Below are 13014 nucleotides of genomic sequence, written 5' to 3'. Positions count from 1 at the left end.
TGAAGAGGGGGCAGAGTCAGTGTTCAATAATCAAATGTTAGGTGTTATAGATGAAACCACATATAAGCATTCTCTTCAGGATTTAACAGCACAGCGGTCGCTCGGGGCGATCCCTTTTGCCGGCAGGTACCGACTGATTGATTTTATGCTTTCCAACATGGTGAATGCGGATATTAGGAGTGTTGCAATTTTTCCGAAGTATCGTTACCGTTCGCTCATGGATCACCTTGGGGCGGGTAAGGAATGGGATTTGCACCGGAAAAAGGACGGCCTCTTTTTTTTCCCGTCTCCCCATCTTCATCACGAATACGATGAATTCGGTTCCTTTCGCCAGTTTTCGGACCATCTAGATTACTTCCACAGAAGCACTCAGCAATATGCTGTAATCTCCAACAGCCATACCGTATGCAACATTCAATTTCAATATGTGCTGAAACGCCATCAGGAGGTTGGCTGCGACGTCACCGAGGTATTTCAGGACGGCCAGTCGCTGCAAATCTATATCATGTCAACAACGCTTTTAAAGGATCTGATCTACGGACATAGCGAAAAAGGCTATAAAACCATTCAGGAGGCTGTTGAAAAGGAATCTTCCGCCCTGACCATTTGCCCTTATGAATATTCAGGTTATGCCGCTGTCATTGATTCGGTGGAAAAATATTATACCCACAGTATGGAGCTCATTCAGCCTCGTTTTTGGCAGCAGGTGTTTTTGCCGCAGCAGCCGATCTATACAAAAGTGAAGGATGAGCCGCCTACGAAATACGGAAAGCACAGCACTGTCAAAAATTCTTTGGTGGCAAACGGCTGTGTGCTTGAAGGAGAGGTTGAAAACTGCATTTTGTTCAGGGCGGTCCATGTCGGAAAGGGTACGAAGCTGAAAAACTGCATTATTATGCAAAAAACGCAGATTGGAGAGGATTGTCTTCTTGAGCAGGTCATTTCGGATAAGGATGTTAAAATCGGCAAGGCGACGGAAGCTGCAGGAACAGCTGAGCAGCCGCTTGTATTAAGAAAAGGTTTGGTGCAAGGAGAGCTGATGAATTCTTGAAGATATTATTTGCTGTGTCAGAATGCACCCCATTTGTGAAATCAGGAGGTCTTGCCGATGTAGCAGGTGCTCTGCCAAAGGCGCTTGCGCGATTAGGCAATGAGGTAGCTGTGATGCTGCCGAAGTACAGCCAAATACCTGAACCGTGGAAAAAGCGTATGAAAAAACAGGCTGAGTGTACCGTAGCTGTCGGCTGGCGGCAGCAATATTGCGGAATTGAACATATGGCAGAGAATGATGTGAATTATTACTTCATCGACAATGAGTACTATTTCAACAGGGATTCGTTGTACGGGCATTATGATGACGGTGAGCGGTTTGCCTTTTTTTCAAGAGCTGTGCTGGAGGCTGCCAAAGTTGTGAATGTTCAAGCCGATATTGTTCATACTCACGATTGGCATACAGCGATGGTCAATTATTTGCTGAAAGAGGAGTACAGAAAACATCCTTTTTATGAACGGATGAAAAGCGTGCTCACGATCCACAACCTGCAGTTTCAAGGCATATTCCCTCCTGATGTCACACATGACTTGCTGGGTCTTGAGATGGATCATTTTCATTATGAAAGGTTAGAATGCAACGGATTTGTTAATTTTATGAAAGCGGGCATCATTGCGGCTGATCATGTGACAACTGTGAGCCCCACTTACAGAAATGAAATCATGACGCCGTATTATGGTGAGCAGTTGGAACAGGTTTTGCAATATAGGGAAGATGATGTAACCGGCATATTAAATGGCATTGATGATACGTTCTATCAGCCGAAAAGCGACCCTTATATAGAGGCGCAATACGATTCAGGGGATCTTGCATGCAAGCTGGAAAACAAAACGAAGCTTCAGCAGCGGATGGGGCTTCCAGAGAAAAACGATATTCCGCTGATCAGTATGGTGACAAGGCTCACTAAACAAAAGGGGCTTGATCTTGTCCGCAGAATTATGCACGAACTTCTTGAGGAGCAAGACATACAGCTGGTTGTGCTAGGCACAGGAGAACGTGAATTTGAAGATTATTTCCGGTATGCAGAATTTGCTTTTCATGAGAAGTGCCGGGCTTATATCGGGTTTGATGAGCCGCTAGCCCATCAAATTTATGCGGGCTCTGATATGTTTTTGATGCCGTCGAAATTTGAGCCGTGCGGTTTGGGGCAGCTCATTGCTCTTCAATATGGCGCCATTCCGATTGTCAGGGAAACGGGCGGTCTTTACGACACTGTCCGTGCCTATCAGGAGGAAGAGGGAACGGGCAATGGCTTTACGTTTTCCGCCTTTAATGCGCATGATCTGAAATTTACGATAGAAAGGGCGCTGTCGTTTTATTGCCAACAGGATGTATGGAAGAGCATCGTGAAGACCGCTATGAATGCAGATTACAGCTGGGGGAAGTCGGCTAAAGAGTATCAGCGTATTTTCGAGCAGGTGACAAGGAGTGGACGGGATGTTCTCGAGTAAAGAACGCTTTGCAGACTTATTTTTAAAGCGTCTGGAAATGACGTGCGGAAAAAGCTTTAAAGATTCTGCCAAGCTGGATCAATATAAAACGTTGGGCAATATGGTCAGAGAGTATATCAGCGCTGATTGGATCGAAACGAATGAAAAAAGCAGATCAAATTCCGGGAAGCAGACATATTATTTATCAATCGAATTTCTGCTCGGTCAGCTCCTTGAGCAAAACTTAATGAATCTTGGTGTTCGTGATGTTGTAGAAGCTGGTTTAAAGGAAATCGGCATCAATTTAGAGGAGATCCTTCAGATAGAGAACGATGCAGGTCTCGGCAATGGCGGACTTGGGCGCTTGGCCGCTTGCTTTTTAGATTCGCTTGCTTCGTTGAACCTGCCTGGGCACGGCATGGGCATACGTTATAAGCATGGTTTGTTTGAGCAAAAAATTGTAGACGGACATCAGGTGGAGCTGCCTGAGCAATGGCTGAAAAACGGGAACGTATGGGAAGTAAGGAATGCGGATCAAGCAGTGGACGTGCCGTTTTGGGGCGAAGTCCATATGACAGAAAAAAGCGGGCGCCTGCATTTTCGCCATGAACAAGCGACAATTGTTACCGCTGTTCCTTATGATATCCCGATCATCGGCTATGAAACGGGCACTGTCAACACGTTAAGGCTTTGGAACGCCGAGCCCTATGCCCATTATCACGGCGGTAATATTTTGTCTTATAAGCGAGAAACAGAAGCGGTTTCTGAATTCTTATATCCCGATGACACCCATGATGAGGGGAAAATTTTACGGCTGAAGCAGCAGTATTTTTTAGTATGCGCAAGCTTAAAAAGCATTGTGAACAATTACCGTAAAACACATAAATCTTTATCCGGCCTGCATAAAAAAGTGAGCATTCATATTAATGACACTCACCCTGCGCTTGCGGTGCCTGAGCTAATGCGGATTTTGCTCGATGAAGAGAACATGAGCTGGGAAGAAGCTTGGCATATCACTGTACATACGATTTCTTATACAAATCATACAACATTGTCAGAAGCGCTCGAGAAATGGCCGATTCATTTGTTTAAGCCGCTGCTCCCGCGAATGTACATGATTATTGAAGAGATCAATGAGAGGTTTTGCCGTGCAGTTTGGGAAAAGTATCCTGGAGACTGGAAAAGGATAGAGAACATGGCGATTACAGCGCATGGTGTTGTCAAAATGGCTCATCTGGCCATAGTAGGCAGCTACAGTGTAAATGGCGTTGCAAAAATACATTCCGATATATTAAAGGAAAGGGAGATGCGCGACTTTCACTTGCTGTTTCCGAATCGTTTTAACAATAAGACGAATGGAATTGCCCACAGGCGCTGGCTGTTAAAAGCGAATCCAGGCTTGTCTGCCATCATTACAGAGGCGATCGGCGATGAATGGGTCAAGCAGCCGGAATCACTGATCCGTTTAGAACCGTACGCCACTGATCCTGCATTTATTGAACAGTTTCAAAACAACAAAAGCAAGAAAAAACAAGAGCTTGCCGATTTGATTTTTTGCACGGCCGGGGTGGTTGTGAACCCTGAGAGCATATTCGACGTACAGGTGAAACGGCTTCATGCATATAAACGGCAGCTGCTGAATGTTCTTCACATTATGTATTTGTATAACCGCCTCAAGGAGGATTCGGGGTTTTCAATCTACCCGCAAACCTTTATTTTCGGGGCAAAGGCTTCACCAAGCTATTATTATGCCAAGAAAATCATTAAGCTGATCCATTCTGTCGCAGAAAAAGTCAATTATGATCCGGCGGTCAAACAGCTGATCAAAGTTGTTTTTTTAGAAAATTATAGAGTTTCTATGGCTGAGCGAATTTTTCCGGCATCAGACGTAAGTGAGCAAATTTCAACCGCAAGCAAGGAAGCGTCTGGTACAGGGAATATGAAGTTTATGATGAACGGGGCTTTGACGATCGGCACGCATGACGGCGCAAATATCGAGATCCTTGAGCGGGTGGGCCCTGACTGTATTTACACGTTCGGCTTAAAGGCGGATGAGGTTCTATCGTATCAGGAAAACGGCGGCTATAGGTCGAGGGAATATTATCAGCATGACAGGAGAATCAGGCAGGTAGCGGATCAGTTGATCAATGGTTTTTTTGAAGGAGAGGCAGATGAATTTGAATCGATCTTTGACTCGCTGCTTCCGCATAATGATGAGTATTTTGTGCTGAAGGATTTCAGCTCATATGCAGATGCACAGGAGCGAATTCAAGCTGATTATCGAGAGCGAAGGAAATGGTCTGAGCATTCGATTGTAAACATTGCTCATTCTGGATATTTCTCCAGCGACCGCACGATCCGGGAATATGCGAAGGACATTTGGGGCATCAAGCCGATGATGTGAAAAAGCCGCTGTATAAGCGGCTTTTTTTGTTCACAGATTCATTGAATTGATTGTAAAGGATAAGAACGTCGCAAATGCACTCCATAAAAAATAAGGCAAAAGAAGATAGCTTGCGGCTCTGCTGTATTTTTTGGCAATGATCAGTAATACGATTGCTGTGATGGCGACAAGCAGGCAGTCAAGCGATGCAGCCAGCAGATTTTTTTGCGTAAACTGGAAATAGCTGAAGGCTTGATTGAGCACGTAATTTATCAAAAGTGTAAACCAAAAGCTTTTCGCACCTTTAAATGAAAACGCAGCATATACAATGGCTGCTGAAAGGGAGATCAGGGCAAACAGGATGGCCCAAATGATGCCGATCGCAGTTCCGCTTGGCGTCCAGTCCGGTTTTTTCAATGAATTGTACCATTCTTGGTCCACAGGAAACAGGTAGCCTGCGGCTGAAAACAGCGCATATGTAATCACAAAAACGGCTAAAGCGCCGACAATCTTTTTCATATTTGCAACCTCCGCATGTATTTAATTACCCTTTATCTTATAAATATCAAACCCCCGATATGCGGGGGAAATGATGGTCTTAAATAAGCTGCCGCAATGCGTTTGCTTTAATGCGTTCATATTCAAAAGCTGATTCTAATTCTTCCTTCGGTAAAGCAGACTTGCGGACGTATTTTTCGCGAATGACATCGTAAAGCTCGTAAGGAAACAGCATATCAATAAACATGACTTGTTTTTGTTCTTCAGTTAATGGGGCTCTGGATTCGTATGCGTTCAGCATGACATTAAATGTTTCGTCATCCCAAACACCCGTCGTATCCAAAAGCGGAATAATCATTTTGCGCAAATCGCGAATAGGCAGATCAAATGATACGGTATCTAAGTCGATGACCCAAATCTGTTCATTTTCTCCTAAGAGTGTATTCCCGGTTCCGTAATCCTGGTGGCAAAGGTTAGGGCTTTTTTTCAGCTGTTCAGTCCATGGAACATAGGTCGATTGCAAAAGCCGGTCTTTGATGCGCAGCCCGTCTTCAATAAAGCCATCTATCTCCTGAAGATAAAGCTGTGAGAAAGGATCTTCTTTTTCCGCCTCCGCCATCAGCTTCCACGTTTCCATCTGTTTGCATCGTTTCGTGTAGTGATTCGGCCAGCGACCTAATTTGGTAAATATGGGAACGCCATTTGGCGGCTGATATCCGACGGAAGCTGTATGAAAATCAGCAAGGCCTTTCATGATAAACTCCAAGTCCTGCTTTACAGTCAGCTCAAACGGTCTTCCTTCGATCCAGTCATATACGACAAATAGAAATGAGCCGTGCTTAGAATATAGGCTGCCTTTTTTGTTTGGGAGTATGCCAGGAACATTCATGCCTTTTTTTGCTAAATAGTCCTGCGCGAAAATGGAAAACAACGCTTTCTTTTCTGGCCTGTGTATTCGTTTTAGACAAACCGCGCCGGAGTCTGTGTGGACCTTCCAGACAAGCGCCATCTGGTTTCCCTGAATGACGTCTATTTTTTCAGCCTGCACATCCCATCCTTGAAGCACATTTTCAGCCAGCTCCGTTAATTTTTTTGCATCTTCTGCTGATAAAGGAAGCTCTGATGAATTCCCCTCCTCAATGACTTCATGGTTTTCTGCCATTAAAGGACACATCCTTACCTGTTTTACTCCTACCTTATGAATCAAAAGGAAAAAATGATTGAGTTATTTGACTATATTTAATAGATGAATCTGGTTGTTTACCCGTTTTGTTTTTAGGGCAGTCCCATTCCGCACAAGTTGGTTGTTCAGCCGTATCATGATTCTAACTAGTTAAAAATCATGCAGGAATGGAGGCTATGTATGAAAATAGCACTGATCGCCACAGAGAAGCTTCCTGTCCCATCGGTTCGAGGAGGCGCCATTCAAATCTACCTCGAAGCGGTTGCCCCTTTAATTGCAAAAAAACATGAGGTGACTGTGTTTTCTATTAAAGATCCGAATCTCGCTGATAGAGAGAAGGTAGACGGTGTCCATTATGTGCATTTGGATGAAGACCGTTATGAAGAAGCCGTTGGAGCAGAGCTGAAAAAGAGCCGTTTTGATCTTGTGCATGTTTGTAATCGCCCAAGCTGGGTTCCGAAATTGAAGAAACAGGCGCCGGATGCTGTTTTTATTTTAAGCGTTCACAATGAAATGTTCGCTTACGATAAAATCAGCCAGGCGGAAGGCGAGATTTGCATCGACTCCGTAGCGCAGATTGTTACGGTCAGCGATTATATCGGACAGACGATCACAAGCCGTTTTCCGTCAGCACGATCAAAAACAAAAACGGTGTATTCTGGTGTGGATTTAAAAACGTACCACCCTCGCTGGACGAATGAAGGGCAGCGAGCTCGCGAAGAGATGCGAAGCGAGCTGGGGCTTCACGGCAAAAAAATCGTCTTGTTTGTCGGCCGGCTTAGCAAAGTCAAAGGCCCGCACATATTATTGCAGGCTTTGCCGGACATCATTGAGGAGCACCCCGATGTCATGATGGTGTTTATCGGGTCAAAATGGTTCGGAGATAATGAATTAAATAACTATGTCAAACATCTTCATACCCTTGGTGCGATGCAAAAGGATCATGTCACATTTATTCAATTTGTGAAGCCAAAGGACATTCCGCGCCTTTATACCATGTCAGATGTATTTGTATGCTCTTCGCAATGGCAGGAGCCTTTAGCAAGGGTGCATTATGAAGCGATGGCTGCGGGACTTCCTATTATTACAAGCAATCGGGGAGGCAATCCAGAGGTCATAGAGGAAGGGAAAAACGGCTACATCATTCATGACTTTGAAAATCCTAAACAATATGCCGAACGTATCAATGATTTGCTGAGCAGCTCGGAAAAGCGGGAACGGCTTGGGAAATACAGCCGCCGTGAGGCAGAAAGCAATTTTGGCTGGCAGAGGGTGGCTGAAAATCTGCTCAGCGTCTATGAAAAGAACAGATAGAAGGGGTGAACAGAGTGTACCAAAAAGAGCATGAAGAACAGATTGTGTCCGAAATTCTCAGTTATTATCCGTTTCATATCGACCATGTGGCGCTGAAATCGAACAAAAGCGGGCGCAAAATCTGGGAAGTCGAAACTGATCATGGCCCAAAGCTGCTAAAAGAAGCGCAAATGAAACCGGAGCGGATGCTTTTTATCACTCAGGCACACGCCCATTTACAAGAGAAAGGGCTGCCGATAGCGCCGATTCATCAAACAAAAAATGGCGGTAGCTGCTTGGGCACGGATCAGGTTTCTTACAGTTTATATGACAAAGTGACAGGAAAAGAAATGATTTACTATGATGCAGAGCAAATGAAAAAAGTCATGTCATTTGCCGGCCATTTTCATCATGCCTCAAAAGGATATGTTTGCACAGATGAAAGCAAGAAGAGAAGCAGGCTGGGAAAATGGCACAAATTGTACCGTTGGAAGCTGCAGGAACTTGAAGGGAATATGCAGATCGCAGCATCCTATCCTGATGACGTATTTTCGCAAACTTTCTTAAAACATGCTGATAAAATGCTGGCAAGAGGAAAAGAAGCTCTCAGAGCGCTTGATGACTCAGAATACGAAACCTGGACAAAAGAGACACTCGAGCATGGCGGATTCTGTTTTCAGGATTTTACATTGGCACGTTTGACTGAGATCGAAGGGGAGCCTTTTTTAAAGGAGCTTCACTCGATTACCTACGATTTGCCGTCAAGAGACCTTCGTATTCTGCTGAATAAAGTGATGGTTAAGCTTTCTGTATGGGATACTGATTTCATGGTTGCACTGCTTGCGGCCTACGACGCAGTGTATCCGCTCACAGAAAAACAGTACGAGGTACTTTGGATTGATCTCGCGTTTCCGCATTTGTTCTGTGCAATCGGGCACAAATATTATTTGAAGCAAAAGAAAACGTGGTCAGATGAGAAGTATAACTGGGCGCTGCAAAACATGATTTCTGTTGAAGAATCTAAAGATTCGTTTTTGGATAAACTGCCGGAACTGTATAAAAAGATAAAAGCGTATCGGGAGGCGAATTGACATGAGGTCATCGAGACAAAAAGCCTCTATTTCTAAACTGGACCTCGACCAATTCGTATTTACACCGCCTGGACCGATGGGATGGCAGGCTCATGACTCAATCTCAGCTGAGAAGGAAGAAGAGGAGAAGCATTTAGATGTGGGCAGCATTCGAGAGCTCCCTCACATCAATGCACCGAAAGAATATCAAAAAGAAACGAAGGAAAAGGAAACAGATCGCAAAATCGTCGATGATGAAGAAGAAACAAAATTCGAAACCACTCTGGAGCCTGAGGAGGAGCGTGATTCGAAACGCTCAGCGCCCCCATATGAAGAAGAGGATGAAGATGAAGAACCAGACTTAGCGGAAGAAGCTAAAGTGGAAATCATCATTCTTCCAAGTGAATCTAAACCAGCTCCATGGTTTTCTCAAACTGTAAAGCGCAAGGCATAAAGTCACATTTATGCCTTTTTTTAAGTTCTCTGTAGCGAAAAAACAGCCCGTTTTGCAACACGAGCTGTAGGTTTTATGTTTTTGCTTTCACAAAAAGCTGATTGATAGATGATAAATCAAAATTTTGCGTCAGAAAAGGCGGCGGAAATTGTTTGTTTTTCGGGGTCAGAACGGATTGGTAAACAGTATTGAGCCTTTTGGCAGCATGGGTAAAGGTAAATAAAGCTTCTACATGCTTTCGGGCGTTTTTTGTCATTTTGTTCATTAATTCTTGATCTGTAAAGGCTCTGTCAATTGCTTTTGCAAATGAAGAAGGTTTGTTGTAGCTATCGATGACAAGGCCGGTGACTTCGTGTTTTACGACTTCACCGTTTCCGCCCCGGTTTGTGGTAATTAAGGGCGTGCCGGCCGCCATTGCTTCATAATTCACACGGGCGAGGGGTTCGTTCCACTGAGAGCTGCACACAAATACATCTGCCATCAGAAAAAGGTTTGGGATATCGTCTGCGGGAATGAATTTTGTAAAGATTATGTGGTCTCTGTATGGCAGCGCCAGCGTGCGCAGATAGGTGACATATTGGTTTTCGCTGTCATCGCTGAACCACTTCCCGCCTGCTATGACCAGTACAGCATCAGGGTGCTGCTGCAAAATCCGTCTCATGCTGTGAATGAGAAGGTGAGGCCCTTTTGTCGGGCTTAAGCGGCCGGCGAATAAAATAACTTTTTTATCTTCAATACCGTATTTTTTCCGGTATGTTTTTCTGACAGCCGAGCCTTTCATCGTCCAGACGGGCGGATAAGAGTTTAAATCAACGCCGGAATACACAACTTTTGTGATGTCCTCGGCTTCAGGGAAACGTTCAATGACGGTTTGTTTAATAAATTCGCTCACTGTTGTGATCATGGAGACATTGTCGAGTACTTCTTTTCCTTGCGCGAAGGTCATCTTTTTTTCAGAAAACATTTCGTTATGCAGGCTCAGAACGATCTTGCTGTTTGGTGAGGCTTTTTTATATAAAGAGACATTTAAAGGCCTGTTGAACACATGAATGAGGTCAAAGGAAGAGGCTCGCAGCTCTTCGGCTACCGCCTCGCGGTAATGTTCTTTTGGCAGATGGATATAATGTACGCCGTCTTTTGTTTCTCTTTTTGGGAGCGATGGATCTTCTATTGAAAAAATGGTCAGGTCGTACCTGCTGCTGAAATAGGGCGTGACACCGTCAATCATCATTTGAATAGCGCCGCCGCGTACTGCGGGCGCCGGCAGCTTTTCTGTACAGATAAAGGCAAGCTTCATTTTTATTCCCCCTGATACAGCGACGATAAATAGGCGATTTCGTTGGTCAAGCCATCCTTTAAGGATGTGGCGGGATCATAATGCAAGAGCTGTTTTGCTTTTGAAATATCCGCCCACGTGTTGCTCGGTTCCCCTGCTATTTTGTCCGAAAAGTGCAGTGTTGCTTTTCTCCCGGAAATATCCTCAATGAGGGAGACAACTTTTAAGACTGAGGCACGCTCTGCGCCGCCGATATTTACTGTTTCACCAATAAGGTGGGGTTTCCCAAGAACAGCGGTGATGCCTTTGACACAGTCGCTGATATAAGTGAAATCTCTTGACTGCTGCCCATCACCGAAGATGGTAAGCGGCTTTTGCTGAAGGTGCTGCTTAATGAGCCGGTGAAAAGCCATATCCGGCCGCTGTCTTGGCCCGTATACGGTAAAAAAACGGAGAATCACAATTGGAATGCCAAAGCTCTGTTTATACACATGGCAAAGCTTTTCTCCCGTAAGCTTTGTTACCCCGTACGGAGATAAAGGAGAAAGCGACGTGTTTTCGCTGACTTTTCCTTGTTTTTCGCCATAGACGGAAGAGGTGGATGCAAAGACGAACGTTTGAATAGAATGTTCCCGGCACGCCTCGAGGAGCCTTTGGAGCGCTTGGATATTATGTGCGGCATATGGGTGAAAATGATTGCCCCAGCTTGAGCGGACACCCGGTATGGCCGCCAAATGAAAGATGACGTCCACTCCTTCCAGTAAGGAAGCAAGATCGGCTGTCAGCAGATTTTCCTTTATGAACGTAAATCGCTTTTCCGGCAGCAGGTTTTTAAGGTTTTTTAATTTCAAGGAAAATGGAGTAGGACCGATAAAGTCATCGATTCCGATAACGTTATGTTTCTTATCTTTTAGTAATTCTTCGCAGAGGTGGGAGCCGATAAAGCCCGCTGCTCCTGTGACGAGTATTTTCATGGACGGCCAACTCCCGTACAGATCAGGCCGCAAGCCTCGATCAGTTCTTTTTTTAGTACGTTGCGTCCGTCAATCACAAGACGCCCTTTCATGATATCTGCAGCCTTTTTCCAATCAAACGCTAAAAACTCAGACCATTCTGTCGCCAAAAATAAAAAGTCACTCTCTTCGATCGCATCAAAAGCTTGAGAATGCTGAGTTACATGTTGCCGCAAATGTTCTGGAAGTACAGCTTCAGGATCATATGCATGAACATCACATCCCAGCTCCGCCAGCCTTTCCATCAGTCTGACAGCCTGAGAATTCCGGATGTCATCAGTATTCGGTTTGAAGGAAATGCCGAGTACAGCCGCTTTCTTGCCTTGAAGTGTTTCGAAGAATGACTGTATTTTTTTGATATACAGGCCAAGCTGGGTGTCATTAATGTGCTGCACGGCCCGGAGCAGGAAGGTCTCCGTGTTTTTTTCCTGGGCAGCAAATTGCAGCGCCTGCAGATCCTTTGGAAAACAAGAGCCTCCGTATCCGATGCCTGCCTGCAAAAAGTGCTTCCCGATCCTTGGGTCTAGACCGATAGCGCGGGAAATATCTGAGATATCTGATTGATAGGCTTCACATATGCGGGCCATTTCGTTAATGAACGAAATTTTGGCCGCTAAAAAGAAATTGTTGGCATATTTGATCAGCTCTGCTCCCGCTAAGCTTGTAACGATAAAAGGGGTATCAATGTGTTTGTAAATGGATTTGACGATGGCTGCCGATACGTGATCTTCTTCCTGAACACCGATGACTGTTTTGTCAGGATGCAGCATGTCATATAAGGCATTGCCTTCCCGCAGAAACTCCGGATTGGATACGATATTAAAGAGGTTTTTAGACACTCCGGAGGCAATCAGCTGTTTTGCTATGTTTTCATTTGTCCCGGGCGGAACAGTGCTTTTCGTAATAATGGTTTTATACGATCGGATCGCCTCGCTTAAATCACCGATGACGGACTGCAGGGCTTTCGTATCAGCTGATCCGTCCGAACGCGGCGGAGTTCCGACTGCGATAAAAATAACGGGACATTCCTCCATGCTCGATTTCACTTCAGAAGAAAACGAGAGATTGCCGCAACGAAGTATTGCATCTGAAAGCCCAGGCTCGTAAAAGGGAATGACTCCTTTTTTCAGCTGCCCGATTTTTTTGACGTCTTTGTCTGTGCATATCATGTCATGTCCGATGGATGCCAGTGCCGCTGATAGGGTTAAACCGACATACCCGGCGCCAACCACACAAATTTTCATCACCTGAGCTCCTTTACAAGATTACTGGTCATATATCAATATCCTATTAAAAAAGGGCTGGTTCGTGATTCCGCTTTCTGCCCAGTTGCTTCCGCCTAATTTCAGATGTACAAACATCG

11 protein-coding genes are annotated in these 13014 nt (G+C 44.9%); 6 read left to right on the top strand and 5 right to left on the bottom strand.

From position 1 onward, the window contains the following. Nucleotides 1-19: 19 nt before the first annotated feature. The 3 genes from glgD to glgP are packed head-to-tail and all read left to right on the top strand — an operon-like array spanning nt 20 to nt 4885. Nucleotides 20-1051, top strand: coding sequence for a glucose-1-phosphate adenylyltransferase subunit GlgD (glgD, locus tag NST22_RS16080; protein WP_004398841.1), 1032 nt, complete (start codon nt 20-22; stop codon nt 1049-1051). Continuing rightward, nucleotides 1048-2502 carry a glycogen synthase GlgA gene (gene glgA / locus NST22_RS16075; protein ID WP_003246015.1) on the top strand — a complete coding sequence of 485 codons (1455 nt, stop codon included), beginning with the start codon at nt 1048-1050 and terminating at the stop codon, nt 2500-2502. The genes glgD and glgA overlap by 4 nt, the downstream gene beginning before the upstream one ends. Continuing rightward, on the top strand, nt 2489-4885 hold the full coding sequence (gene glgP, locus NST22_RS16070) for a glycogen phosphorylase GlgP (RefSeq protein ID WP_004399110.1): 2397 nt from the start codon (nt 2489-2491) through the stop codon (nt 4883-4885). The genes glgA and glgP overlap by 14 nt, the downstream gene beginning before the upstream one ends. A gap of 30 nt (nt 4886-4915) precedes the next feature. On the opposite strand, the gene NST22_RS16065 is transcribed toward glgP, so the two are convergent. Next, the gene (locus tag NST22_RS16065; protein ID WP_003229024.1) at nt 4916-5383 is read right to left on the bottom strand and encodes a TspO/MBR family protein; all 468 of its coding nucleotides are present in this window, start codon (nt 5381-5383) and stop codon (nt 4916-4918) included. A 79-nt stretch (nt 5384-5462) separates the two neighbouring features. Beyond that, nucleotides 5463-6536, bottom strand: coding sequence for a spore coat kinase CotI (cotI, locus tag NST22_RS16060; protein WP_010886600.1), 1074 nt, complete (start codon nt 6534-6536; stop codon nt 5463-5465). 189 nt (nt 6537-6725) lie between these two features. On the opposite strand from cotI, the gene cotSA reads away from it, so the two are divergent. From cotSA to NST22_RS16045, 3 genes are read left to right on the top strand one after another with little or no spacing between them, the layout of a single operon-like run. Continuing rightward, complete coding sequence (gene cotSA, locus NST22_RS16055; RefSeq protein WP_003229028.1) at nt 6726-7859, top strand: spore coat protein CotSA; 1134 nt, start codon at nt 6726-6728, stop codon at nt 7857-7859. A 14-nt stretch (nt 7860-7873) separates the two neighbouring features. Next, nucleotides 7874-8929: a spore coat putative kinase CotS gene (gene cotS, locus NST22_RS16050; protein WP_003229031.1), complete on the top strand. Its 1056-nt coding sequence runs from the start codon at nt 7874-7876 to the stop codon at nt 8927-8929. Between the two features lies 1 nt (nt 8930). Next, the gene (locus NST22_RS16045) at nt 8931-9362 is read left to right on the top strand and encodes a hypothetical protein (protein WP_004399071.1); all 432 of its coding nucleotides are present in this window, start codon (nt 8931-8933) and stop codon (nt 9360-9362) included. Nucleotides 9363-9435: 73 nt separating this feature from the next. On the opposite strand, the gene NST22_RS16040 is transcribed toward NST22_RS16045, so the two are convergent. Genes NST22_RS16040 through NST22_RS16030 form a run of 3 tightly spaced genes read right to left on the bottom strand, consistent with a single transcriptional unit; the run spans nt 9436 to nt 12895 of the window. Next, on the bottom strand, nt 9436-10659 hold the full coding sequence (locus NST22_RS16040; protein WP_003229035.1) for a glycosyltransferase family 4 protein: 1224 nt from the start codon (nt 10657-10659) through the stop codon (nt 9436-9438). A gap of 2 nt (nt 10660-10661) precedes the next feature. Then, the gene (locus NST22_RS16035; RefSeq protein WP_003229036.1) at nt 10662-11612 is read right to left on the bottom strand and encodes an NAD-dependent epimerase/dehydratase family protein; all 951 of its coding nucleotides are present in this window, start codon (nt 11610-11612) and stop codon (nt 10662-10664) included. Next, nucleotides 11609-12895, bottom strand: a complete 1287-nt coding sequence (locus NST22_RS16030; RefSeq protein ID WP_004398478.1) for a UDP-glucose/GDP-mannose dehydrogenase family protein — start codon at nt 12893-12895, stop codon at nt 11609-11611. Before NST22_RS16030 ends, NST22_RS16035 begins: the two co-directional genes overlap by 4 nt. Nucleotides 12896-13014 lie beyond the last annotated feature (119 nt).

Source organism: Bacillus sp. PS237, assembly GCF_037963345.1.
Classification (GTDB): domain Bacteria; phylum Bacillota; class Bacilli; order Bacillales; family Bacillaceae; genus Bacillus; species Bacillus subtilis.
This window is presented reverse-complemented; position numbering and strand designations above follow the sequence as displayed.

What these genes read in the sequence shown, in the direction of transcription:
- NST22_RS16040 (WP_003229035.1), bottom strand. Translation starts at nt 10,659, where the DNA reads ATGAAGCTTGCCTTTATCTGTACAGAAAAGCTGCCGGCGCCCGCAGTA.
- cotI (WP_010886600.1), bottom strand. Translation starts at nt 6,536, where the DNA reads ATGTGTCCTTTAATGGCAGAAAACCATGAAGTCATTGAGGAGGGGAAT.
- NST22_RS16030 (WP_004398478.1), bottom strand. Translation starts at nt 12,895, where the DNA reads ATGAAAATTTGTGTGGTTGGCGCCGGGTATGTCGGTTTAACCCTATCA.
- NST22_RS16045 (WP_004399071.1), top strand. Translation starts at nt 8,931, where the DNA reads ATGAGGTCATCGAGACAAAAAGCCTCTATTTCTAAACTGGACCTCGAC.
- cotSA (WP_003229028.1), top strand. Translation starts at nt 6,726, where the DNA reads ATGAAAATAGCACTGATCGCCACAGAGAAGCTTCCTGTCCCATCGGTT.
- glgP (WP_004399110.1), top strand. Translation starts at nt 2,489, where the DNA reads ATGTTCTCGAGTAAAGAACGCTTTGCAGACTTATTTTTAAAGCGTCTG.
- NST22_RS16065 (WP_003229024.1), bottom strand. Translation starts at nt 5,383, where the DNA reads ATGAAAAAGATTGTCGGCGCTTTAGCCGTTTTTGTGATTACATATGCG.
- NST22_RS16035 (WP_003229036.1), bottom strand. Translation starts at nt 11,612, where the DNA reads ATGAAAATACTCGTCACAGGAGCAGCGGGCTTTATCGGCTCCCACCTC.